The following is a 23747-nucleotide window of genomic DNA, read 5'->3' as shown; positions in this document are numbered from 1 at the left end:
AGCCAAGCCCAGCTCAGTCGGCCCAGGCTCTCTCCCCCGAGACCTCACCGATCGAAGTCCAGCTCCACGTCCTTGGTCGCCGGACGGGACTGGCAGGCCAGGACGTAGCCCGCCTCGGTCTCGTCTTCCTCCAGGGCGAAGTTGCGGTCCATGCGCACCTCGCCCGAGACCAGGAACGCCCGGCAGGTGCCGCACACCCCGCCCTTGCAGGCGTACGGGGCGTCCGAGCGGGCACGCAGCACGGTGTCCAGGAGCTTTTCGCCGTCCTGGACCGGCCAGGTGCCGGAGCGGCCGTGGAGCGTCGCCGTCAGGGTGGCGTGTGCGGGGGCCGTGGCCGCCGCGGCGCTCTGTGTGGGCGCCTCGTCGACGTGGAAGATCTCCTCGTGGATGCGGCCGCGGGCGACGCCCAGCTCGCGCAGGGCCCGTTCGGCGCCCTGGACCAGGCCGAACGGTCCGCACAGGTACCAGCCGTCGACCTGCTCCACTGGGAGCAGTGCGGGCAGCAGGGCAGTCAGCCGTTCCTGGTCGAGCCGTCCGGAGGGCAGTCCGGACTGCTGCTCCTCCCGGGAGAGAGCGGTGACCAGCTGGAACCGGCCGGGGAAGCGGTCCTTCAGGTCGGCTGTCTCCTCCAGGAACATGGTGGACGACACCGTGCGGTCGCTGCGTATGAGGCAGAAGCGGGCTTCGGGCTCCCGCTCCAGGAGGGTGGTGGCGATCGACAGCACCGGGGTGATGCCGCTGCCGCCGACGACGGCCACGAAGTATCCGGCGCGCGGCTCCAAGATGAAGCGGCCCATCGGTTCCATCACGTCGACCGTGTCGCCGACGGTGAGTTCCTTGAAGGCGTACGTGGAGAACTCGCCGCCTTCGACGAGGCGGATGCCGACCCGCAGGACGGGTGTGCCGGGCTGCTCGACGGCGGGTGCGCAGATCGAGTAGGTGCGGCGGATCTCCTGGCCCTGCACGATGCGGCGCAGGGCGAGGTGCTGGCCGGGGCGGTGCCGGTAGGCCTCGCGCAGCTCCGGTGGTACGTCGAAGGTGACGGTCACCGAGTCGTCCGTGAGCCGTTCGACTTCGCTCACCCGGAGTGGATGGAACATCTACAACTCCTTGAAGTGGTCGAACGGTTCGCGGCAGGCGGCGCAGCGGCGCAGGGCTTTGCACGCCGTGGAGGAGAACCTGCTCAGCAGTTCGGTGTCGGTGGAGCCGCAGTTCGGGCAGCGCACCGACAGGGTGAGGGGGACGGGGCCGTCGGCGCGCTGCGGCCGGGGCGGAGCGATGCCGAACTCCGCCAGTTTGCGGCGGCCTTCGGCGCTGATGTCGTCGGTCGACCAGGCGGGGGACAGTACCCGTACGACCGAGACGTCCGGGATGCCGTTCTCGTGCAGGACCTGTTCGATGTCGGCGGTCATCGCCTCTATGGCGGGGCAGCCGGTGTACGTGGGGGTCAGCCGGACGGTGACCTTGCCGGGGCCTTCCAGGTGGACTCCGCGCAGCACGCCGAGGTCCTCCAGGGTGAGCACGGGCAGCTCGGGGTCGGGGACGGATCCGGCGAGCCGGGCCAGTTCCTGTTCCAGCGGGGTCATGTCGGCCGTGGCCGCGGCCGTGCCGGTCACCATGTCGCACCCGGGTGGCTGCGGTGCAGGTGCTGCATTTCGGCGAGCATCCGCCCGAAGGGTTCGGTGTGCAGGCCCTGGCGACCTGCTCCGGCGGCCCAGGCGCCGGTCCTGGGGCCTTCGGGGACGGTGAGGGTGGCCTGGTGCAGCACGGCGGTGACGGAGGCAAGCCAGGTCTGCTCGGTCTGCTGCCAGTCGATCTCGACACCGTCGACGGGCTGGAACATCTCTCCGGTGAACCGCCACAGCGCCTCGCAGGCGCGCTGCATCCGCCGGTGGCTCTCCTCGGTGCCGTCGCCCAGGCGCAGGGTCCACTGTTCGGCGTGGTCCTGGTGGTAGGCAACTTCCTTGACGGCCTTGGCGGCCAGCCCGGCGAGCTCGCCGTCGCCTGTCGCGAGCTGTCCGTAGAGCAGCTTCTGGTAGGTGGAGAAGTAGAGCTGGCGGGCGATGGTGTGGGCGAAGTCGCCGTTGGGCTGTTCGACCAGCTGGAGGTTGCGGAAGGCCCGCTCCTCGCGCAGATAGGCCAGCTCGTCCTCGTCGCCCGCGAGGGAGAGCAGGACGCGGGCCTGGCCGAGCAGGTCGAGGGCGATGTTGGCGAGGGCCACTTCCTCTTCGAGGACGGGGGCGTGTCCGGCCCACTCCCCCAGCCGGTGCGAGAACACCAGGGCGTCGTCGCCGAGGGCGAGCGCGGCGGCCGTGGCGGGCGGGACCGTGGCGGGGGCGGCCGTCTGTGTGGCCGTGGGCTGCGCGGGGGTCGGGTCCGTCACAGGTGCTTCACCCCTTCCGGGATCTCGTAGAAGGTCGGGTGGCGGTAGGGCTTGTCGCCGGCCGGTTCGAAGAAGGAGTCCTTCTCGTCGGGGGAGGAGGCGGTGACGGAGGTGGAGGGCACCACCCAGATGGAGACGCCTTCGGAGCGGCGGGTGTAGAGGTCGCGCGCGTTGCGCAGGGCCATCTGGGCGTCCGGGGCGTGCAGGCTTCCGGCGTGCGTGTGGGACAGTCCGCGGCGCGAGCGCACGAACACCTCCCACAGCGGCCAGTCGTGTGTGGTCATGCCGTTGCCTCCCCGTTCCTGTGCTGCTTGGTCGCGTACGCGGCTGCCGCGTCGCGGACCCAGGCGCCTTCCTCGTGGGCGCGGCGGCGCTGGGTGAGCCGTTGTTCGTTGCAGGGTCCGTTGCCCTTGAGGACGTCCCAGAACTCGGTCCAGTCGATCGTCCCGAAGTCGTGGTGTCCTCGCTCCTCGTTCCACCGCAGGTCGGGGTCGGGGAGGGTGAGGCCGAGTGCCTCCGCCTGGGGGACGCAGATGTCGACGAAGCGCTGGCGCAGCTCGTCGTTCGAGTGGCGCTTGATCTTCCAGGCCATGGACTGGGCCGAATGGGACGACTCGTCGTCGGGCGGGCCGAACATCATCAGCGAGGGCCACCACCAGCGGTCCACCGCGTCCTGCGCCATCGCGTGCTGTTCCGGGGTGCCCTGGGAGAGGGCGAGGAGCAGCTCGTAGCCCTGGCGCTGGTGGAAGGACTCCTCCTTGCAGACGCGGACCATCGCCCGTGCGTACGGCCCGTAGGAGCAGCGGCAGAGGGGGACCTGGTTGGTGATGGCGGCGCCGTCCACGAGCCAGCCGATGGCGCCGACGTCCGCCCAGGTCAGGGTGGGGTAGTTGAAGATCGACGAGTACTTCTGGCGGCCCGAGTGGAGCTTGTCGAGCAGCTCGTCGCGGCTGACACCGAGGGTTTCCGCCGCGCTGTAGAGGTACAGCCCGTGGCCCGCCTCGTCCTGCACCTTCGCCATCAGGATCGCCTTGCGGCGCAGCGAGGGCGCGCGAGTGATCCAGTTGGACTCGGGCTGCATGCCGATGATCTCGGAATGGGCGTGCTGCGCTATCTGGCGGACCAGCGAGGCCCGGTAGGCCTCGGGCATCCAGTCGCGCGGCTCGATGCGCTCGTCGGCGGCCACCGCGGCGTCGAACGCGGCCGCGTACGCCGACGCGTCCTTCTCGTCCGCCGCTGGTGAACCGTGCTTGTTGGTGCCGGTCTCCGCGGTCACTGCCGTCATCCGAGCCCCCTGCCGAGCTGTCGATTCCGGGCCGTCCGCCGGGCCACTCGCGCCCGACCGATCGTTCGGTCCATTGACTTCAATGGTGAGTCGACGGCCCGTAGGGTGTCAACCCTGTGGATAACCCAGTGGAGCCGACCGGGATCGGGGCGGGATGGATTCGTACGACGAGAAGGACCTGCCGGGCGGGGAGGGGCGGTCCCGGCGGCCCGGGCCCGACGCCGCCGACGGCGGTCCACAGGCTTCCCCCGGCGCTGCCGCACCCGCTCCGACCAGCGAAGACGCGCCCACGCACGGCGAGGCCGCAGCCGGGGACGGCGAGGGCGTGTCCGCGTACGGCCAAGGCGTGCGCCCGCGCGACGAAGGCATGGCCCCGCATGGCGCACAGGTGACCCGGCAGGGTGAAGACGGGAACCCGGCCGTCGGCCCCTCGGACGCATCGGCCCCCGCGCCCGGCAACTCGGCCACCTCCGCGCCTGGCGTCACCGGCCCCGGAACCCCGGCCCCTGGCATCTCCCGCCCCGGCGCCCCTGCCTCCTCCACCCCCGCCCCCGGCGCCCCTGCCTCCGGCACCCCCGCTCCCGGCGAGCCCACCGCCGGTATCGCCGGCCTCTCACTCCCGTACCAGGTGGCCGCCGCGCTCGCGCTGGCCGTCGTCGCGGTCGTGGCGGTTGTCCACATCGCCATAGTGTTCCTGCATGTATCGCCGTCGAACACGGTCACCAAGCAGCACGGCAAGGTCGTCGACGACTGGATCTATCCCGAGTTCGAACAGAACTGGAAGCTTTTCGCTCCCAATCCGCTTCAGCAGAACATCGCGGTCCAGGCCCGTGCCGAGATCCGTATGCCGGACGGCAACCGCAAGACGACCGACTGGATCGACCTGTCGGCCCAGGACGGCTCCGGCATCCGCGGCAACCCGCTGCCGAGCCACACCCAGCAGAACGAGCTGCGCCGGGGCTGGGAGTTCTTCATCAACTCCCACACCGACGACAACAAGCCCAACGGCCTGCGCGGGGAGCTCTCCGACCGCTACATCCACCGGATCGTGATGCTCCGCCTCGGCGCGCGCCGTGACGGCGGGACCGTCGAGCGTGTACAGGTCAGGTCCGTGACGAGGTCCGTGAAGGCTCCGGCGTGGAGCGACGAGAAGATCGACACCCGCCCGTACTACCGGGTCGTCCCCTGGTGGACCGTGACGCCCGCCGACCTCCCGGCCGGCGCCGGTTCCGCCGACGCACGCACGGAGGCGGGCCGATGAACGAGTCCACGAGCGGATCTACGAACGGATCTACGAACGGATCTACGAACGGATCCACCCACGGCCCCACCAGTGGCTCCGCCCACGGCCCCACCAGCGGCTCCATGAACGCGTCGATGTCGATGAACCCTTCGATGAACGGAGCGACGAGTGAGGCCGCGGGTGAGGCGAGGAGTGAGGCGGGAAGCGGGGCTGTGACCGGGTCCCCCGGCGAGCACCCCCACGCCCCCCGTACATCCCCCGAGACCCAGGGCTGGCACGCCTCCCTGGAGCACCAGACGCTTCAGACTCCCCAGACACCCCCCGATTCCCCCGCACCCCGCCCGCCCCAGAGCACCGCCTTCGAATCCAAGCCCGCGCAAGCGCTGCGCCGCATCACCGGCGCCGCCCTCGGCCCGTACCAGAGCGCCGTCGTCCGCATCGGGTTCTCCGCGGCCTGGCTGCTCTTCCTGCTGCGGGAGCTGCCGCACCGCCGTGAGCTGTACGGTCCGGACGGCCCGTGGAGCTGGGACATGGCCCAGCGGCTGGTGGACGGCAACCACGCCTTCACGGCGCTGCTGTGGACGGACAGCACGCTCTGGTTCGAGGTCGTGTACGCCGTCGCCGTGCTCTCCAGCGCGCTGCTGATGCTCGGCTGGCGCACCCGGACGATGTCCGTGCTGTTCATGGTGGGTGTGCTGTCGCTGCAGAATCGGTCCGTCTTCATGGGGGACGGCGGCGACAACGTCATCCACCTCATGGCGATCTATCTGGTGCTCACCCGCTGCGGCCAGGTCTGGTCGCTGGACGCGCGCCGGCGCGCACGGGCCGCGGCCCGCGCCGCCCGGTCGGGCGAGCCGGTGCCGGACCGGGTGGGGCCCGCACTGTGGGCCGTCCTCGGGGCCGCCCTGGTCGCCGTGACGCTGCTCGGTGACGCCGGTGGCGGCTGGCTGCTGATCTTCTGGGGTCTGTGGGCGGCACAGGCACTGTGGTGGGCGGCCGGGCGGTACGGGCGCGGTGAACCGCGCGCGCTGCTCGACGTCGTCGCCAACCTCGCGCACAACGCCACCATGGTCGTGATCATGGCGGAGGTCTGTCTGATCTACGCGACCGCCGGCTGGTACAAGATCCAGGGGTCGCGCTGGCAGGACGGCACCGCGCTCTACTACCCGCTGCACCTGGACTACTTCTCGCCCTGGCCCGCCCTCTCCGACATCCTCGGCGGCAGCGGCCTGATCGTCATGCTGCTCACCTACGGGACGGTCGCCGTCCAGGTGGCTTTCCCGTTCACGCTCTTCAACCGGCGGGTCAAGAACGTCCTGCTGGTGATGATGATGCTGGAGCACGCGGGCATCGCCCTGCTGCTCGGGCTGCCGTTCTTCTCGCTCGCGATGATCGCGGCGGACGCGGTGTTCCTGCCGACCGGGTTCCTGCGGTGGCTGGGCGGCCGTGTCGGGCGGCTGCGTGAGCGGCTGGCGGCGCGGGTGGCCCCGCGACGGCGTACGGACGAGGAGCAGCGGCCCCGTACGCTCGTGGCGTGAGCAGCGAGACCAGCCCCAGCCCTTCCCCCTCCGCCGAGACCCCGGCGCAGGAGCCCCTTCAGTACGACGAGGGCTACACGCCCGAGGTCGGGGTGGGGCCGCACCCGCTGCCCTGGCCGCAGGGGGAGCGGTACGACCCGGAGCTGCTCGCGCACGGTGACCGGCGCAATGTCGTCGACGGCTACCGCTACTGGACGCGTGAGGCGATCGTCGCGGACCTGGACACCCGCCGCCATGACTTCCATGTGGCGGTGGAGAACTGGGGCCATGACTTCAACATCGGCTCCGTCGTACGGACCGCCAACGCCTTCCTGGCGAAGGAGATCCACATCGTGGGGCGGCGGCGCTGGAACCGGCGCGGGGCGATGGTCACCGACCGCTACCAGCATGTGCGCCACCACCCGGACACCGAGTCGCTGACGCGGTGGGCGGCCGCCGAGGGGCTGCCGATCATCGGGATCGACAATCTGCCGGGCGCCGTGCCGCTGGAGCGCACGGTGCTGCCCCGGCGCTGTGTGCTGCTGTTCGGGCAGGAGGGCCCGGGGCTGACCGAGCAGGCGCGCGAGCACGCCTCGGCGGTGTGCTCGATCGCCCAGTTCGGCTCGACCCGGTCGATCAACGCGGGCGCGGCGGCCGCGATCGCGATGCACGCGTGGGTGCAGCGCTATGCCGCGATCCCGGACCCGGTGGTTTGAAGGGGGGCCGGGCCCGACCCGGCGGTCTGAAGGGGCCCGTACCGGACCCGGCGCTTCGAGGTGAGGCCGCCGGGTCCGGTACGGGCGCCGGTACGCGCGCGTCAGGCCTGGCGGCGGACCTCGACCACCCGGAAGCGGTTGGCCACGAACGCGCCGTCGCACAGGGCCGCGTTCGCCGCAGGGTTGCCGCCCGAGCCGTGGAAGTCGGAGAACGCCGCCGTCTGGTTGACGTAGACGCCGCCCGTCAGGTTCAGGGAGAGCTGGGCGGACTCCTCCAGGCAGACCTCCTCGACGGCGCGCTCCACGTCCTGCGACGTCGTGTACGCGCCGACCGTCATGGCGCCCTTGTCGCGGACCGTGCGCCGCAGCAGGTCCAGCGCGCCCGCCGTGGAGTCGACCGCCACGGCGAAGGAGACCGGGCCGAAGCACTCCGACAGGTAGGCCGCCTCCGCGTCCGGCTTCGCGCCGTCCAGCTTGACGATGACCGGGGTGCGCACCACCGCGTCCGGGAACTCGGGGTTGGCGATCTCCCGTGAGGGCAAGGCGACCTCCCCGAGCCCGGCGGCGGCCTCCAGGCGGGCCTTCACGTCCGGGTTGACCAGCGCGCCCAGGATCGCGTTGGCGCGCGCGTCGTCGCCGAGCAGACCGCCGACCGACGCGGCGAGGTCGGCCACCACCTCGTCGTAGGACTTGTCTCCAGCGTCCGTGCTGATGCCGTCGCGGGGGATCAGCAGGTTCTGCGGGGTGGTGCACATCTGGCCGCTGTAGAGGGACAGCGAGAAGGCCAGGTTGGAGAGCATCCCCTTGTAGTTGTCGGTGGAGTCCACCACGACCGTGTTGACGCCGGCCTTCTCGGTGTAGACCTGCGCCTGCCGGGCGTTGGTCTCCAGCCAGTCACCGAAGGCGGTCGAGCCCGTGTAGTCGATGATCTTGATTTCGGGGCGGACGGCCAGTGTCTTGGCGATGCCCTCGCCGGGCCGCTCGGCGGCGAGCGCCACCAGGTTCGCGTCGAAGCCCGCCTCCGCCAGCACCTCGCGGGCGATCTTGACGGTCAGGGCCAGCGGCAGCACCGCGCGCGGGTGCGGCTTGACCAGGACGGGGTTGCCGGTGGCCAGCGAGGCGAACAGGCCCGGGTAGCCGTTCCACGTCGGGAAGGTGTTGCAGCCGATCATCAGCGCGATGCCGCGCGCGGTGGGCACGAAGGTCTTGCTGAGCTCCAGCGGGTCGCGCTTGCCCTGCGGCTTCGACCAGTGCGCCGTGTCCTGGGGGGTGCGGGTCTGCTCCTGGTACGCGTAGGCCACGGCCTCCAGGCCGCGGTCCTGGGCGTGCGGGCCGCCCGCCTGGAAGGCCATCATGAAGGCCTGGCCGCTGGTGTGCATGACCGCGTGCGCCAGCTCCGGGGTGCGGGCGGAGATGCGGGAGAGGATCTCCAGGCACACCAGGGCGCGCAGCTCGGGTCCGGCATCGCGCCAGGCGCCCATGCCGGCCCTCATCGCGGGCAGCAGCACGTCCAGGTCCGGGTGCGGGTAGGTGATGCCCAACTCCGTGCCGTACGGGGAGACTTCCGCGCCCGTCCAGTCGTCGGTGCCGGGCTGGTCCAGGTCGAATCGGCTGCCGAGCAGGGCGTCGAAGGCGGCCTTGCCGTCGTTCTCGTACGCCTTGGGGTGCTCGGGGTGGGGGGACCAGTACGCACGCGTGCGGATCGCTTCCAGGGCCTGGTCGAGCGTGGTCCGGTGGGTCTCGGTGAGCTGCTGGGGGCTGAGCTGGGCGGCCATACGGACCAACTCCTCGTCGAGCTGGGCAGGGACGGGCGGACAGAGTTAGAGTAACCGAACGATCGGTCGGGACAAGGGGGTCCGTCGAAGCTGTGGACAACGCATCGGGGAGGATCGCGTCATGACCGCCATCGAACAGAGCCCCGCCGTGGGGCCGGACCGTCCCGTCGCCGTCGTCGGCACCGGGACCATGGGACAGGGCATCGCCCAGGTGGCCCTGGTCGCCGGGCACCCCGTGCGGCTGTACGACGCCGTTCCCGGCCGGGCGCGGGAGGCCGCTGCGGCCGTCGCGGCCCGCCTGGCGCGGCTGGTCGAGAAAGGCCGGATCACGGCGGAGGGACGCGACGAGGCGCTCGCCCGGCTGCACCCGGCCGAGGACCCGGCCGAGCTCGCCGACGCCGCGCTGGTCGTCGAGGCGGTCGTGGAGCAACTCGACGTCAAGCAGCGGCTCTTCACGGCGCTGGAGGACATCGTCGCCGAGGACTGCCTGCTCGCCACCAACACCTCCTCCCTGTCCGTCACCGCCGTCGCCGGCGCCCTGCGCCACCCGGGCCGCTTCGTCGGGCTGCACTTCTTCAACCCGGCGCCGCTGCTCCCCCTCGTCGAGGTCGTCTCCGGCTTCGCGACCGAGGAGGCGGCCGCCACGCGCGCGTACGAGACGGCGAAGGCCTGGGGCAAGACCCCGGTGCGGTGCGCCGACACCCCGGGTTTCCTGGTCAACCGCATCGCGCGGCCCTTCTACGCGGAGGCCTTCGCCGTCCACGAGGAGCGCGGCGCCGACCCCGCCACCATCGACGCCGTGCTGCGCGAGAGCGGCGGCTTCGCCATGGGCCCCTTCGAGCTGACCGACCTCATCGGCCAGGACGTCAACGAGGCCGTGACCCGCTCGGTGTGGGAGTCCTTCTTCCAGAGCCCCAAGTTCACCCCCTCGCTCGCCCAGCGCAGGCTGGTCGAGTCGGGCCTGCACGGCCGCAAGAGCGGCCGCGGCTGGTACGCGTACGGGGAGGGTGCCGAGCGCCCCGAGCCGCACACCGCCGGACCCGCCGAGGCGCCCGGCGCCGTCACCGTCGTCGGTGACCTGGGCCCGGCCGCCGAGCTCGTGGCGATGATGCGCGAGGCCGGCATCGAGGTGAAGAGCGTCGAGTCGGGCGGCCCCTACATCGGCCTGCCGGGCGAGGGCCAGCTCGTCCTGGCCGACGGACGCACCTCCGTGGAGTACGCGGACGTCGTCTACTTCGACCTCGCCCTCGACTACCGGGGCGCCACCCGTATCGCGCTCTCGGCGAGCGAGGACACCTCCGCGCGCGCGGTGAGCGAGGCCGTGGGCCTCTTCCAGAAGCTCGGCAAGAAGGTCAGCGTCATCGGCGACGTGCCCGGCATGATCGTCGCGCGGACCGTCGCGATGCTCGCGGACCTCGCCGCCGACGCGGTCGCCCGGGGCGTCGCCACGCCCGAGGACGTCGACACCGCGATGCGCCTGGGCGTCAACTACCCGCTCGGACCCGTCGAGTGGAGCCGGCGGCTCGGCCGGGACTGGGCGTACGACCTGCTCTCGGCGATGCACGAGCGCTGCCCCACCGGGCGCTACGCCCCCTCGCTCGCCCTCTACCGGCAGTCGTACAGCAACGGCGAGGAGACCGCCTCATGACCACCGCCAAGCGGGACACGTACACCCCGGAGACCCTGCTCACGGTCGCCGTGCGGGTCTTCAACGAGCGCGGCTACGACGGCACGTCCATGGAGCACCTGTCCAAGGCCGCCGGTATCTCCAAGTCGTCGATCTACCACCATGTGGCGGGCAAGGAGGAGCTGCTGCGGCGGGCCGTCAGCCGTGCCATCGACGGCCTGTTCGCCGTCCTGGAGGAGCCGGGGGCCACGCGCGGGCGCGCGATCGAGCGGGTCGAGTACGTCACCCGGCGCACCGTCGAGGTGCTGATGGCGGAGCTTCCGTACGTCACGCTGCTGCTGCGGGTGCGCGGCAACACCAAGACCGAGCGCTGGGCGATGGAGCGCCGCAGGGAGTTCGACCAGCGCGTCTCCGACCTGCTCAAGGCCGCGGCCGCCGACGGCGACCTCCGCTCCGACATGGACATACGCCTGGCCACCCGGCTGCTCTTCGGCATGGTGAACTCCCTGGTGGAGTGGTACCGGCCGCAGCGCGACGGGGAGGCCGAGCGCGCCCAGGTCACCGAGGCGGTCGTCCACCTGGCCTTCGACGGGCTGCGCACTCATCCCTGAGCCGCTCCCACGTTTGAGAAGTACCCACCTCTGAGAAGCACCCGCTCCTGAGAAAGAGCCCACCCCTGAGCCGCACCCGCTTCTGACGCGCGCGATCCCCAGATGGGCCCGGCGGGCAGCCGCCCCCGGGCCCTACGGCGTGCCCGGGCCCGGGTCCAGGTCGGTTTCCTCGAAGACCAGCAGCGTACGGGTGGACAACACCTCGGGGATCGACTGGAGCTTGGTCAGGACCAGTTCGCGCAGCGCGCGGTTGTCCGGCGAGTGCACCAGCAGCAGGACGTCGAAGTCGCCGCTGACCAGGGCGATGTGCGCGGCTCCGGGGAGTGCCTGGAGCTGTTCGCGGACCGTGCGCCAGGAGTTCTGGACGATCTTGAGGGTGATGTAGGCGGAGGCGCCCTGCCCCGCCCTCTCGTGGTCCACGCGCGCGCTGAAGCCGCGGATCACGCCGTCGTCCAGCAGACGGTTGATCCGGGCATAGGCGTTGGCGCGGGACACGTGCACTCGCTCGGCCACGGACCGTATCGAGGCGCGTCCGTCGGTCTGGAGCATGCGCAGGATGTCGCGGTCGACGGCGTCCAGCGGCCGTGCCGCGGCGCCCTGGCCCTCGTCGGCCATTTGTTCAGCTGCCATGTCCCCCCGCCTCCCTAGCATGGACGACCTGTCTCCATCTCAGGCTGTGCAGAACCGTTTGTCCACAGGCTCGCGGTGCCTGTAGCCAAAATGCGCTCTCGACCGAACAATCGGTAGGTGAGGCGCGTCACATGTCGTGTCCTCCTTCCCGCTCCCACGAGGAGGTGCTTCGTCATGACGGTCCAAGAGCTGCCCGGTGCCGGTGCCGCCGCCTACCGGCCCACCCCTCCCCCTGCCTGGAGGCCCCGCACCGACCCCGCCCCGCTGCTCCCGGACCCCGAGCCGTACCGCGTGCTCGGCACGGACGCCCCGCTCGACCGCGCCCTGATGCTGCGCCTGTACGCGGAGCTGATCCGCGGCCGGCGGTACAACGCGCAGGCCACCGCCCTGACCAAGCAGGGCCGCCTGGCGGTCTACCCGTCCTCCACCGGCCAGGAGGCCTGCGAGGTCGCCGCCGCGCTGGTGCTCCAGGAGCAGGACTGGCTCTTCCCCAGCTACCGGGACACCCTCGCCGCCGTCGCCCGCGGACTCGACCCCGTACAGGCCCTTACCCTGCTGCGCGGCGACTGGCACACCGGATACGACCCGCACGAGCACCGCATCGCGCCCCTGTGCACGCCGCTGGCCACCCAGCTCCCGCACGCGGTGGGCCTGGCGCACGCGGCCCGCCTCAAGGGCGACGACGTGGTGGCGCTCGCCATGGTCGGCGACGGCGGCACCAGCGAGGGCGACTTCCACGAGGCGCTGAACTTCGCGGCCGTCTGGCAGGCCCCGGTCGTCTTCCTGGTGCAGAACAACGGCTTCGCGATCTCCGTGCCGCTGGCCAAGCAGACCGCGGCCCCCTCCCTCGCCCACAAGGCCGTCGGGTACGGCATGCCGGGCCGGCTGGTCGACGGCAACGACGCGGCGGCGGTCCACGAGGTGCTGGCCGACGCCGTCGCGCGCGCCCGCCGCGGCGGCGGCCCCACGCTGATCGAGGCCGTGACGTACCGGATCGAGGCGCACACCAACGCCGACGACGCCACCCGCTACCGGGTGGACGCGGAGGTGGAGGCGTGGCGCGACCACGACCCGATCCAGCTCCTGGAGGCCGAGCTGACCAGCCGCGGATTCCTCGACGACAGCGAGAAGCAGGCCGCGGCCGACGCCGCGGAGACGATGGCCGCCGCCCTGCGCGAGCGGATGAACGCGGACGCGGAGCTCGACCCCATGGACCTCTTCGCGCACGTCTACGCACAGAAGACGGCCCAGCTGCGGGAGCAGGAGGCCCAACTGCGGGCCGAGCTGGCCGCGCACGAGGACGAGGAAGAGGGACAGCGATGACCACGGTCGCGGCGAAGCCCGCCACCATGGCGCAGGCACTCCAGCGCGCCATGCGCGACGCGATGGCCGAGGACCCCTCGGTCCACGTCCTCGGGGAGGACGTGGGCACGCTCGGCGGGGTCTTCCGGATCACCGACGGGCTCGCCAAGGAGTTCGGCGAGGACCGCTGCACCGACACCCCGCTCGCCGAGGCCGGGATCCTCGGCACGGCGGTCGGCATGGCGATGTACGGGCTGCGGCCCGTGGTGGAGATGCAGTTCGACGCCTTCGCCTATCCGGCGTTCGAGCAGCTCATCAGCCATGTCTCGCGGATGCGCAACCGCACCGGCGGCGCCATGGGCATGCCGCTGGTGGTGCGCGTGCCCTACGGCGGCGGGATCGGCGGCGTCGAGCACCACAGCGACTCCTCCGAGGCCTACTACATGGCGACCCCGGGGCTGCACGTGGTGACGCCCGCGACCGTCGAGGACGCGTACGGGCTGCTGCGCGCGGCCATCGCCTCCGACGACCCCGTGATCTTCCTGGAGCCCAAGCGGCTCTACTGGTCGAAGGCCCAGTGGTCGCCGGAGGCGCCCGCCGAGGTCGCGCCGATCGGCAAGGCGGTCGTGCGCCGCCCCGGCCGCAGCGCCACGCTGATCACGTACGGGCCGTCCGTCCCGGTCTGTTTGGAGGCGGCCGAGGCGGCCACCGCCGAGGGCTGGGACCTGGAGGTCGTCGACCTGCGCTCGCTGGTGCCCTTCGACGACGAGACGGTGTGCGCCTCGGTGCGGCGTACGGGGCGTGCTGTCGTCGTCCATGAGTCGACCGGCTTCGGCGGTCCCGGCGGTGAGATAGCGGCCCGGGTCACCGAGCGCTGCTTCCACCACCTGGAGGCGCCGGTGCTGCGTGTCGCCGGGTTCGACATCCCGTATCCGCCGCCGATGCTGGAGAAGCACCATCTGCCGGGTGTGGACCGGGTGCTGGACGCGGTGGCGCGGCTGCAGTGGGAGGCGGGGAGCTGATGCCCAAGGTCCTGGAATTCAAGCTGCCGGACCTCGGCGAGGGCCTCACCGAGGCGGAGATCGTGCGCTGGCTGGTGGCGGTGGGCGACGTCGTGGCCATCGACCAGCCGGTCGTCGAGGTCGAGACGGCCAAGGCGATGGTGGAGGTGCCGTGCCCCTACGGGGGCGTGGTGACGGCGCGGTTCGGCGAGGAGGGCACGGAGTTGCCCGTCGGCGCGCCCCTGCTGACCGTCGCTGTCGGCGCGCCCGAGGCGGCCGACGCCGAGTCGTCGGAGTACTCCGGCAATGTGCTGGTCGGTTACGGGACGGGTGAGGCCGTGCGGCGGCGGCGCCGGGTGCGTCCGGCGCCGGTGGGCGCGCCGCCCGCCACGGCGCCGGGGACGCCCTCCGCGCCGGCGGAGTCGACCGCCCCCGCAGCTTCCCCCGCTCCCGTGGCTTCCGCCGCCCGTGCGGAGGGGGCCTCGCCCGGCCACGCGCGCGGCGCCGTCGTGGCCACGGCCGCCGCGACGGCCGGTGGTCCCGTGCCCGTCATCTCGCCCCTCGTACGGAAACTGGCCCGCGAGAACGGGGTGGACCTGCGCGGTCTGACCGGTTCCGGGCCCGACGGACTGATCCTGCGCGGCGACGTGGAGTCGGCGCTGAGGGCGCAGGACCAGCCGGTGTCGGCCCCCGAGACCGTGCCGGTGGCGGCCGGGTCGGCCACCGCCGGGACACGGATACCGCTGCGCGGGATACGGGGCGCGGTCGCCGACAAGCTGGCGCGCAGCCGGACCGAGATCCCGGACGCCACCTGCTGGGTCGACGCCGACGCCACCGAACTCATGGCGGCGCGAGCCGCGATGAACGCAGTGGGTGGCCCGAAGATCTCCGTACTGGCCCTGCTGGCCCGGATCTGCACGGCGGCCCTCGACCGTTACCCCGAGCTCAACTCGACGGTGGACACGGCGGCGCGGGAGATCGTGCGGCTGCCGTCCGTGCACCTGGGCTTCGCCGCCCAGACCGAGCGGGGGCTGGTCGTGCCGGTCGTCCGGGACGCGCAGGCGCGTAGCGCGGCGTCGCTGAGCGAGGAGTTCGCGCGGCTGACCGAGGCGGCCCGGGCCGGGACGCTCACTCCGGGCGATCTGACCGGTGGCACCTTCACGCTCAACAACTACGGGGTGTTCGGCGTGGACGGGTCCACCCCGATCATCAACCACCCCGAGGCGGCCATGCTGGGCGTCGGCCGGATCGTGCCCAAGCCATGGGTGCACCAGGGCGAGCTGGCAGTGCGTCAGGTCGTCCAGCTGTCGCTGACGTTCGACCACCGGGTCTGCGACGGCGGCACAGCGGGCGGCTTCCTGCGGTACGTGGCGGACTGCGTGGAGCAGCCGGCCGTACTGCTGCGGACGCTGTAAGCGGGGCGGGCCGGGACAGCCGGGCGGGCAGGGGCAACTGGGCCGGCAGGGGCAGCCGGGCGGGGGCGGCGGCAGGTGCTGCCGCCTCTCGCGGACCGGCTGCCGCCCCTATCCGCCCTTGCGGAGCGGCTGGCCGTGCCTATCCGCCTCTCGCGGGCCGGCTGCGGTCCCCATTCGCTTCCTGCGGACCAGTTGCTCATGCCTGTCCGCCTCTCTCGGAGCGGCCCTCGTCCCTGTCCGCCCGCGAGGAACCGCCTGCCGCCGCCCGTGTCCACCCGCCGCGCCCTGGGCGATACCGCTCGTGCCGCTCATACCCTCGCGGCCCATACTGCTGGGATGACGACGCCCTTTGACGCCATCGTGCTCGCCGGAGGGGCCGCTCGGCGGCTCGGTGGGGCGGACAAGCCCGGGGTGCGGGTGGGTGGCAGGGCGCTGCTCGACCGGGTGCTCGCCGCCTGTGCGGGGGCCGGGGCCACCGTGGTCGTCGGGGGGCGGCGCGGCACGGCGCGGCCCGTGCTGTGGACGCGCGAGGAGCCGGCCGGGGGCGGGCCCCTCGCCGCGCTCGACGCGGGGCTGCGGCTGACCACCGCGCCCGCCGTCCTCGCGCTCTCCGCCGACCTTCCCTTCCTGGGCGAGCCCACCGTCACGGGCCTCCTCGACGTGCTCGGCACGGGCGGGCGCGAAGGCGTCCTCTGCGTCGACGAGGACGGGCGGGCGCAGCCACTCGTCGCCGTCTACCGGGCCGAGCCGCTCCGCCGGGAGCTCGCCCTCCTCGCCGCCGAGCACGGCAGTCTGGAAGGGCTCCCCCTACGGCTGCTGACCCGGGAACTCGACCTCGCCCGGCTGCCCGCCCCCCAGCCGCTCGCCTCCTTCGACTGCGACACCTGGGAGGACATCGCGACGGCCCGGGCCCGGATCAGGGAGCATGGGAACGTGCTGGACGAATGGATCACTGCAGTCAAGGACGAACTCGGCATCGACCTGGACGTCGACACCGGCGTCCTGCTCGACCTGGCCAGGGACGCCGCCCATGGCGTCGCCCGGCCCGCCGCCCCCCTCACGACCTTCCTGGTCGGCTACGCGGCCGCCAAGGCGGGCGGGGAGGGCGCCGAGGTCGCCGAGGCCGCCCGCAAGGCCGCCGCCCTCGCCAACCGGTGGGCCGCGGAGAAGGACGAGCTCAACCCGTGACCGGCTCCGAGCCGCCGGTGTCGCCCGTCGACGACGGGGTGGAGGAGGCGCTGGCCCTCGTGAGTGCTCCCAGACCCGGACCCGGACCCGGACCCGGGCCCGTTCCCGGCCCCGCCCCGGCCCCCGAGCCCGCACCGGGCCACCGCCCCCGCCACCGCGCCGCGCCCTGGCACCGGGCCAGGGACACCGCCGTCGCGGCCGGGAAGGTGGCGCCGCGCCGCAGCCACCGGGTGCCGCTGGATCGGGCCCTCGGCCAGACCCTGGCGGCGCCCCTGACCGCCCTCACCGACCTGCCGTCCTTCGACACCTCCGCCATGGACGGCTGGGTCGTCGCGGGCCCCGGGCCCTGGCGGATCCGTGGCGCGGCCGACGGGATCCTCGCCGGGCACGCCGCACCCGCCGCCCTCGAGGACGGCGAGGCCGTACGGATCGCCACCGGGGCGCGCATCCCCGCCGAGGCGACCGCCGTCATCCGCAGCGAGCACGCCCGCACCGACGACGCCAGGGGGCTGCTGCACGCCCAGCGCGACGTCGTCACCGGGCAGGACATCCGCCCGCGCGGCCAGGAGTGCCGCTCCGGCGATCAGTTGCTTCCCGTCGCCACGCTCGTCACCCCGGCGGTCCTGGGGCTGGCGGCGGCCGCCGGATACGACGAGCTGAGCACCGTGCCGCGCCCCCGCGTCGAGGTCTTCGTCCTCGGCGACGAGCTGCTGGCCCAAGGGCTGCCGCACGAGGGGCTGATCCGCGACGCGCTCGGGCCCATGCTGGGACCCTGGCTGGCCATGCTCGGCGCGGACGTCGTCGCCACCCGGCGGCTCACGGACGACGCCGAGGTATTGCTGGCGGCCGTGCGGGAGTCGCGTGCCGATGTGGTGATGACGACCGGCGGTACGGCGGCCGGGCCGGTCGACCATGTGCATCCCGTGCTGCGGGCGTTGGGGGCCGAGCTGCTGGTGGACGGGGTCGCCGTGCGCCCCGGGCATCCGATGCTGCTGGCCCGGCTCGCGGACGGCAGGCATCTGGTGGGGCTGCCCGGCAACCCGCTCGCGGCCGTCTCCGCGCTGCTCACGCTCGCCGAACCCCTGCTGCGGGAGCTCGCGGGGCGCGTCGGAGGTGCCGCGTCCACCGGCCCGTACACCGCAGTGCTGCGCGATGAGGTGCACGGGCATCCGTACGACACACGGCTCGTTCCCGTGGTGCACCAGGGCGACCGGATCGTGCCGCTGCACTACAACGGCCCGGCGATGCTGCGGGGGATCGCGGCGGCGGACGGGCTGGCGGTGGTGCCGCCCGGCGGGGCCAAGGGCGGGCAGGAGGTCGAGGTGCTGGACCTGCCATGGGGGCAACTCGGGGCAGGGGGAGGGTGTTTCACGTGAAACATACGGGGGTGAGGGCAGGCTGGGCGGGTGCGGTGGCCGCACCCCGAGCCGCCTCAAGTCAGCTGTCCTGGGCGGGTGTTTCACGTGAAACATCGCGTCCGGGCCTCAACTCACGTACGTACGAACGGTGTTTCACGTGAAACTGCCCGGCCAAGACGCGATTGCCCGGCAGGCGGGCGAGAACCTGGTCACCCGGCGGGTGAAACTGCCGCGCCGGGTGGTCGACCGGCCGCTGCGGCAGGTCGGCAAGCGGCTGCTGATGGCGCTCGGGGTGCTGGTGCTGACCACGTTCATCGTGTGGATCGACCGCTCCGGCTACCACGACAACGCCGATGGCGGGGTGGAGCTGCTGGACGCGGCGTACTACGCCACCGTCACGCTCTCCACCACGGGATACGGCGACATCGTCCCGTACAGCGACAGTGCCAGGCTCACCAACATCCTGCTGGTGACGCCGCTGCGCGTGCTCTTTCTGATCATCCTGGTCGGTACGACTCTCGAGGTCCTCACGGAGCGGACCCGGGAGGAGTGGCGGCTCAACCGCTGGAAGGCGAACTTGCGAGACCACACCGTTGTCGTCGGCTTCGGGACGAAGGGCCGTTCGGCGATCCAGACGTTGTGTGCGACCGGCCTGAAGAAGGAGCAGGTCGTGGTCGTCGACCCGAGCGCGAAGGTGGTCGAGACCGCCAACGCCGAGGGGTTCGTGGGGGTCATCGGGGATGCCACGCGCAGTGATGTGCTGCTGCGCGCGGAGGTGCAGAAGGCCCGTCAGGTGGTGATCGCCACCCAGCGCGACGACACGGCCGTCCTGGTCACGCTGACGGCACGCCAGCTCAACCGGGGGGCGAAGATCGTCGCGGCGGTGCGGGAGGAGGAGAACGCGCCTCTGCTGCGGCAGTCCGGGGCGGACGCGGTGATCACCAGCGCGAGCGCGGCGGGGCGGCTGCTCGGGCTCTCCGTGCTCAGCCCGAGCGCGGGCACGGTCATGGAGGATCTGATCCAGCAGGGCAGCGGGCTCGACCTCGTGGAGCGGCCGGTCAAGAAGAGCGAGGTGGGGCGGGGGGTCCGGGAGACCGAGGACCTCACGGTCAGCGTGCTGCGCGGGCACCGGCTGCTGGCGTACGACGACGCGCAGGCCAGCCCGCTCCAGCTGACGGACCGGCTGATCACGATCGTACGGGCGGGCGGCGCGGCTTCGGAGGGTGCGGCGGAGTAGCGTCGGCCGTATGCATGCGATCACGATTCCTGAGCCGGGTGGTCCCGAAGCGCTGGTCTGGGCCGAGGTGCCCGATCCGGTGGCGGGCGAGGGCGAGGTCCTCGTCGAGGTGGCGGCGACGGCCGTCAACCGGGCGGATGTGCTGCAACGGCAGGGGCTCTACGAGCCGCCGCCGGGGGCGTCCCCGTATCCGGGGCTCGAGTGCTCCGGGCGGATCGTCGCGCTGGGGCCCGGGGTGTCCGGGTGGTCCGTGGGCGACGAGGTGTGCGCGCTGCTGAGCGGCGGCGGGTACGCGGAGAAGGTGGCGGTTCCGGCGGGGCAGTTGCTGCCGGTGCCCGAGGGGGTGTCGCTGACGGAGGCGGCGTCGCTGCCGGAGGCTGTCGCGACGGTGTGGTCCAACGTGTTCATGGTGGCCCATCTGCGGCCCGGCGAGACGTTGTTGGTGCACGGTGGGGCGAGCGGGATCGGGACCATGGCGATCCAGCTCGCCAAGGCGGTGGGGGCGCGGGTCGCCGTCACGGCGGGCGGGCCCGAGAAGCTGGCGCGGTGCGCCTCGCTCGGCGCGGACGTGCTCATCGACTACCGCGAGCAGGACTTCGTGGAGGAGGTCCGCGGCGCCACGGACGGGGCGGGGGCGGACGTCATCCTCGACATCATGGGGGCGAAGTATCTGGAGCGGAACGTACGGGCGTTGGCGGTCAACGGGCGCCTCGCCGTCATCGGGATGCAGGGCGGGGTGAAGGGGGAGCTCAACCTCGGGGCGCTGATGGCCAAGCGGGCGGCGGTGACGGCGACGACGCTGCGGGGGCGGCCGGCGGTGGAGAAGGCGGCGATCGTGGCGGCGGTACGGGAGCATGTGTGGCCGCTCGTGCCCGCCGGGCGGGTGCGGCCGGTTGTGGACCGGGTGGTGGGGATGGCTTCCGCGGCGGAGGGGCATCGGGTGTTGGAGGCGGGGCAGCACGTGGGGAAGGTTTTGCTGGTGGTTTGAGCCCCTCCCCGCCCCTTCCCTAAACCCTCCGGGGGTGGGGGGCGGTGGGGGAAGGGGGTTTCCTGGGGACTCCGTCCCCGGGCCCCTGGGCGGGGGCTCCGCCCCCTGCACCCCTTGCGGGGCTGCGCCCCTGCACCCCGCTCGGGGGCGAGGCTCTGGGGGAAGGGGGTTTCCCGGGGACTCCGTCCCCGGGCCCCTGGGCGGGGGCTCCGCCCCCTGCGCCCCCGGCCCCCGGCGGGGCTGCGCCCCTGCACCCCAGGCGCTGGGTGGGTTTCCGGGGCGCCCGGCTCCCTGAACCCCCGGCGGAGCTCCCCCCTGCCCCCCCGCTCAGATGGTCCGCGCCTTTTTGGAGTGGGTGAGGCAGGGGATTGCGGGGCTGTGCTCCGCTCGAAGCGGGGAGAGGGGGTGCCCCCTTGTAGGTGCTCCCCGGACGTATCCCTACAAGTACGGCCCCCCAGTCCGCACCCCAGGCCCCTCCTCCTCGTCGTGCGATGTGCCCGGTGGCAGTGCTCGGCGCATTTGTTCCAGTTGGGCTCGGGCTGCCATCTGCTGGGCGAACAGGGCCGTCTGGATGCCGTGGAAGAGGCCTTCCAGCCAGCCCACCAACTGGGCCTGGGCGATGCGGAGTTCCGCCTCGGAGGGGATCGCCTCGTCCGTGAAGGGGAGGGAGAGGCGTTCCAGTTCCTCGACCAGTTCGGGGGCCAGGCCGTCCTCCAGCTCCTTGACCGAGGAGGCGTGGATGTCCTTCAGGCGTACGCGGCTCGCCTCGTCCAGAGGTGCCGCGCGTACTTCTTCCAGAAGTTGCTTGATCATGCTGCCGATGCGCATGACCTTGGCGGGCTGTTCGACCATCTCCGTCACCGGGACCTCGCGCGACTCGTCGTCACCGCCGCCGATGGCCATGCCGTCCTGTCCGACGACCAGGATGTGGGGGCTGTCCGGCGACTGTTCGTTCCTCGGCATCTCCATGCCGCCCATTCTCTCGCACACGTGCCTCACATCACGTTGTGCCCCCGGGAAGCCGTGATCCACCCCGGCGAAGGGAAGGGGAATGTGTCAGGTCCGGCGCAGGCGCAGGGCCAGGAATCCCAGGCCCAGGCCCGTCAGGGTCAGGCCCGCGCCCATCGACAGGACGTGCACCCGCAGCTCCGACGTACTGACCATCCGCGACGGCTCGCTCCGGTGCGCCGCCGCCGGACGCGCGCTCGGTGGCGGCGGTGCGTCGGGGGACTCGAAGGCGTCGGCGATCGGGCGCGCCGACTCGTCCGGTACGTACGGGAGGCTGCCGGGCGGGCGTCCGGGCCGGGCCCGGCCCTCGCCCGCCCGGCTACCCGCGAAGTGCTGGTCGAGGGGGGCCGGGACGGCCGGCGCCGGGTCCTCGGCGTACGCGGGCGGGGTCACCAGCAGCAGACCCGTCAGCGCGGCACCCGCGCCGAGCGTCCCGAGCCGCGCCCACAGCCTTGCCGGCAGCCCTGAAGCCATGCCGTCAGCGTCACACGGGCCGAGGCGGCGGGCATCCCGGGTGCGTCAGGCGGGTGCAGCCCCGCCGGCCCCGCCCCCGTCCGCTACTGCTGCGGCGGGTTGCCCGACGAGAGGGTGAGGTTGAACTGGGCCGCCTTCGGGTCCACGTCCACGCCCGCCGCCGGGAACTGCGTCACCACCGTGTCCTGGCCCCACTGGCCGTTGTCCACGGTCTCGGTGTTGACCTTCCAGCCCGCCGCCTGGATGCACAGCTTCACCGAGAGGATGTCCTTGTAGGTGAAGTCCGGTGCCTGCACCTTCGAGGGGTCGAGCGACGACTTCGAGGGGCTGGTGCACTTGGTCGTCTCCAGCGTGCGGCTGCGCTCGGGGCCCTTGTGGCCCGCCACCGCCGAGCCGCTGGGCTTGTCGCCGCCGCCCTTCGAGTCGTCCCCCTTGTTCAGCGTCAGCGCCGTGATCAGACCGCCGACCGCCAGGAGCGCCACCGCGATCGCGCCGATGATCACCGGGGTGTTCCGCTTCGCGGAGCCCGACGCGTTCGAGGAGCCGCCGCTCGCCGGCGGGGTCGGGGAGATGGTGTACGGCGGCGGGGTGTGCTGCGCCGGCATCGGGGCCTGCTGCGGGTAGCCGTACGAGGGCTGCGGCTGGGGCGTGGGGGCCGGGGTCGGCGGGCCGTACGGGCTCGGCTGGTACGGAGTCTGGACGCCGCCCTGGTAGCTCTGCTGGGCCGAGGCGTCCAGCGGCGGGAAGACCGTCGAGCCGACGCCCTGGCCGCTGGAGACCGGGCCGCCGCCGGTGATCACCGGGGCCGCGCCGGTCTGGCCGCTGGCGGAGATACGGGCGATCTCGTCGCGCATCGCGGCCGCGCTCGGGAAGCGCTCGTTCGGGTTCTTCTTCAGCGCGCGGGCCACCAGCGCGTCCACGGCCGGCGGGATGGACCGGTTGACCGAGGAGGGCGCGACCGGCTCCTCCTGGACGTGTGCGTACGCGATCGCCAGCGGTGAGTCGGCGTCGAACGGGATCCGGCCGGTGATCAGCTGGAAGAGCATGATGCCGACCGAGTACAGGTCGGAGCGGGCGTCGACGCCGCGGCCCAGCGCCTGCTCGGGCGAGAGGTACTGGGGGGTGCCGACGACCATGCCGGTCTGCGTCATCGAGGTGACGCCGGACTGCATGGCGCGCGCGATGCCGAAGTCCATGACCTTGACGACGCCGCGCTTGGTCACCATGACGTTGCCGGGCTTGATGTCGCGGTGGACCAGCCCCATCTCGTGGCTGACCTCGAGGGCCGCCAGCACGTCTGCGGTCATCTTCAGCGCCTTGTCGGCGGGCATCGCGCCGTACTGCTGGATGTCGGAGTGCAGCACCGAGCCGAGCGGCTGGCCCTCCACGTACTCCATGACGATGTACGGCATCGTCGCGCCGCCCAGCTCGTCCTCACCGGTGTCGAAGACCGACACGATGTTGGTGTGCTGGAGCTTGGCGACGGCCTGCGCCTCACGGCGGAAGCGCTCGCGGAACGACGCTTCCCGGCCGAGTTCGGTGTGCAGGGTCTTGATCGCGACCTGGCGGTCCAGCGCGGCGTCGTACGCCAGGTAGACCGAGGCCATGCCGCCCTCGCCGAGGAGGTCGCGCAGCTGGTAGCGCCCGCCCGCGATGGAGCCGCCCGCATAGCGGCCCTGTGCGCCGTCCTGGCTCATGACTGTGCATCCCCCTTGGCCGCGGTGGCCAGCGATGATCCTGCGGATTTTCGAGCCAAGTCTGCCCGAGGGGTCCGACACGTCAAGCCGGGTGCCCGTTCCGTGACCGTACGCGCAAGAAGCGTCTCGTAAGCGTTACAGGAATCGCATGGAATTTGCATCGGTACACGCGGAACCGATTGGATGGCCGGTCCATCCCGGACCGGTGCCCTGGACGAACGCTGTAGCGTGCACTACTGCACAACCGTAAGACCGTAAGGAACCACCGCTGACGCGGCCAGACACGACGGCG

Annotated in this window: 22 protein-coding genes; 12 read left to right on the top strand and 10 right to left on the bottom strand. The window is 72.4% G+C overall.

Features of this window, described 5'->3' with window-relative positions:
• Nucleotides 1-44 precede the first annotated feature (44 nt).
• Genes ABD236_RS27475 through paaA form a run of 5 tightly spaced genes read right to left on the bottom strand, consistent with a single transcriptional unit; the run spans nt 45 to nt 3668 of the window.
• Nucleotides 45-1100, bottom strand: coding sequence for a 2Fe-2S iron-sulfur cluster-binding protein (locus tag ABD236_RS27475; protein ID WP_344078075.1), 1056 nt, complete (start codon nt 1098-1100; stop codon nt 45-47).
• Nucleotides 1101-1619, bottom strand: a complete 519-nt coding sequence (gene paaD, locus ABD236_RS27470) for a 1,2-phenylacetyl-CoA epoxidase subunit PaaD (protein WP_344078073.1) — start codon at nt 1617-1619, stop codon at nt 1101-1103. It lies immediately after the preceding gene.
• On the bottom strand, nt 1613-2383 hold the full coding sequence (gene paaC / locus ABD236_RS27465) for a 1,2-phenylacetyl-CoA epoxidase subunit PaaC (RefSeq protein ID WP_344078071.1): 771 nt from the start codon (nt 2381-2383) through the stop codon (nt 1613-1615). Before paaC ends, paaD begins: the two co-directional genes overlap by 7 nt.
• On the bottom strand, nt 2380-2667 hold the full coding sequence (gene paaB / locus ABD236_RS27460) for a 1,2-phenylacetyl-CoA epoxidase subunit PaaB (protein WP_344078069.1): 288 nt from the start codon (nt 2665-2667) through the stop codon (nt 2380-2382). Before paaB ends, paaC begins: the two co-directional genes overlap by 4 nt.
• On the bottom strand, nt 2664-3668 hold the full coding sequence (gene paaA / locus ABD236_RS27455; protein WP_344078067.1) for a 1,2-phenylacetyl-CoA epoxidase subunit PaaA: 1005 nt from the start codon (nt 3666-3668) through the stop codon (nt 2664-2666). Before paaA ends, paaB begins: the two co-directional genes overlap by 4 nt.
• A 154-nt stretch (nt 3669-3822) precedes the next feature.
• On the opposite strand from paaA, the gene ABD236_RS27450 reads away from it, so the two are divergent.
• The 3 genes from ABD236_RS27450 to ABD236_RS27440 all read left to right on the top strand — a co-directional run bounded on the left by ABD236_RS27450 (nt 3823) and on the right by ABD236_RS27440 (nt 7144).
• Nucleotides 3823-4929, top strand: a complete 1107-nt coding sequence (locus ABD236_RS27450; protein WP_344078065.1) for a DUF5819 family protein — start codon at nt 3823-3825, stop codon at nt 4927-4929.
• A 194-nt stretch (nt 4930-5123) separates the two neighbouring features.
• Nucleotides 5124-6449 (top strand): HTTM domain-containing protein, encoded by a 1326-nt coding sequence (locus ABD236_RS27445; protein WP_425543969.1) that lies wholly within the window; start codon nt 5124-5126, stop codon nt 6447-6449.
• The gene (locus ABD236_RS27440; protein WP_344078063.1) at nt 6446-7144 is read left to right on the top strand and encodes a TrmH family RNA methyltransferase; all 699 of its coding nucleotides are present in this window, start codon (nt 6446-6448) and stop codon (nt 7142-7144) included. Before ABD236_RS27445 ends, ABD236_RS27440 begins: the two co-directional genes overlap by 4 nt.
• A gap of 101 nt (nt 7145-7245) precedes the next feature.
• Here the strand turns inward: ABD236_RS27440 and paaN are convergent, their stop codons facing one another.
• Nucleotides 7246-8919: a phenylacetic acid degradation protein PaaN gene (gene paaN / locus ABD236_RS27435; RefSeq protein ID WP_344078060.1), complete on the bottom strand. Its 1674-nt coding sequence runs from the start codon at nt 8917-8919 to the stop codon at nt 7246-7248.
• Between the two features lie 121 nt (nt 8920-9040).
• Here paaN and ABD236_RS27430 point away from each other — a divergent pair, with 121 nt between their 5' ends.
• Entirely contained in the window at nt 9041-10567 is a 1527-nt protein-coding gene (locus tag ABD236_RS27430; RefSeq protein ID WP_344078058.1) for a 3-hydroxyacyl-CoA dehydrogenase, read from the top strand.
• Entirely contained in the window at nt 10564-11157 is a 594-nt protein-coding gene (locus ABD236_RS27425; protein ID WP_344078056.1) for a TetR/AcrR family transcriptional regulator, read from the top strand. Before ABD236_RS27430 ends, ABD236_RS27425 begins: the two co-directional genes overlap by 4 nt.
• Nucleotides 11158-11289: 132 nt before the next feature.
• Here the strand turns inward: ABD236_RS27425 and ABD236_RS27420 are convergent, their stop codons facing one another.
• Nucleotides 11290-11787: an Lrp/AsnC family transcriptional regulator gene (locus ABD236_RS27420; protein WP_344078054.1), complete on the bottom strand. Its 498-nt coding sequence runs from the start codon at nt 11785-11787 to the stop codon at nt 11290-11292.
• A 174-nt stretch (nt 11788-11961) separates the two neighbouring features.
• On the opposite strand from ABD236_RS27420, the gene pdhA reads away from it, so the two are divergent.
• The 7 genes from pdhA to ABD236_RS27385 all read left to right on the top strand — a co-directional run bounded on the left by pdhA (nt 11962) and on the right by ABD236_RS27385 (nt 20276).
• Nucleotides 11962-13110, top strand: a complete 1149-nt coding sequence (gene pdhA / locus ABD236_RS27415; protein ID WP_344078052.1) for a pyruvate dehydrogenase (acetyl-transferring) E1 component subunit alpha — start codon at nt 11962-11964, stop codon at nt 13108-13110.
• On the top strand, nt 13107-14111 hold the full coding sequence (locus ABD236_RS27410) for an alpha-ketoacid dehydrogenase subunit beta (RefSeq protein WP_344078050.1): 1005 nt from the start codon (nt 13107-13109) through the stop codon (nt 14109-14111). The genes pdhA and ABD236_RS27410 overlap by 4 nt, the downstream gene beginning before the upstream one ends.
• The gene (locus ABD236_RS27405; RefSeq protein ID WP_344078048.1) at nt 14111-15505 is read left to right on the top strand and encodes a dihydrolipoamide acetyltransferase family protein; all 1395 of its coding nucleotides are present in this window, start codon (nt 14111-14113) and stop codon (nt 15503-15505) included. The genes ABD236_RS27410 and ABD236_RS27405 overlap by 1 nt, the downstream gene beginning before the upstream one ends.
• A gap of 336 nt (nt 15506-15841) precedes the next feature.
• The gene (locus ABD236_RS27400) at nt 15842-16693 is read left to right on the top strand and encodes a DUF6457 domain-containing protein (RefSeq protein WP_344078046.1); all 852 of its coding nucleotides are present in this window, start codon (nt 15842-15844) and stop codon (nt 16691-16693) included.
• Complete coding sequence (locus tag ABD236_RS27395) at nt 16660-18069, top strand: molybdopterin molybdotransferase MoeA (protein ID WP_425543968.1); 1410 nt, start codon at nt 16660-16662, stop codon at nt 18067-18069. Before ABD236_RS27400 ends, ABD236_RS27395 begins: the two co-directional genes overlap by 34 nt.
• Nucleotides 18070-18208: 139 nt before the next feature.
• Nucleotides 18209-19288, top strand: coding sequence for a potassium channel family protein (locus ABD236_RS27390; protein WP_344078042.1), 1080 nt, complete (start codon nt 18209-18211; stop codon nt 19286-19288).
• 10 nt (nt 19289-19298) lie between these two features.
• A complete protein-coding gene (locus tag ABD236_RS27385) occupies nt 19299-20276 on the top strand; it encodes an NAD(P)H-quinone oxidoreductase (protein WP_344078040.1) in 978 nt (325 codons plus the stop codon).
• A gap of 438 nt (nt 20277-20714) precedes the next feature.
• Here ABD236_RS27385 and ABD236_RS27380 read toward each other — a convergent pair whose 3' ends face one another.
• The 3 genes from ABD236_RS27380 to ABD236_RS27370 form a co-directional block, all read right to left on the bottom strand.
• Nucleotides 20715-21245, bottom strand: a complete 531-nt coding sequence (locus ABD236_RS27380; protein ID WP_344078038.1) for a bacterial proteasome activator family protein — start codon at nt 21243-21245, stop codon at nt 20715-20717.
• Nucleotides 21246-21332: 87 nt separating this feature from the next.
• Nucleotides 21333-21758 (bottom strand): hypothetical protein, encoded by a 426-nt coding sequence (locus ABD236_RS27375; RefSeq protein ID WP_344078036.1) that lies wholly within the window; start codon nt 21756-21758, stop codon nt 21333-21335.
• Nucleotides 21759-21841: 83 nt separating this feature from the next.
• Nucleotides 21842-23455 (bottom strand): protein kinase domain-containing protein, encoded by a 1614-nt coding sequence (locus ABD236_RS27370; RefSeq protein ID WP_344078034.1) that lies wholly within the window; start codon nt 23453-23455, stop codon nt 21842-21844.
• Between the last annotated feature and the right edge of the window lie 292 nt (nt 23456-23747).

This window comes from Streptomyces crystallinus, assembly GCF_039521265.1.
Lineage (GTDB): Bacteria > Actinomycetota > Actinomycetes > Streptomycetales > Streptomycetaceae > Streptomyces > Streptomyces crystallinus.
Note: the sequence above shows the minus strand (reverse complement) of the source record. Positions and strands in the feature narration are given on the sequence as shown.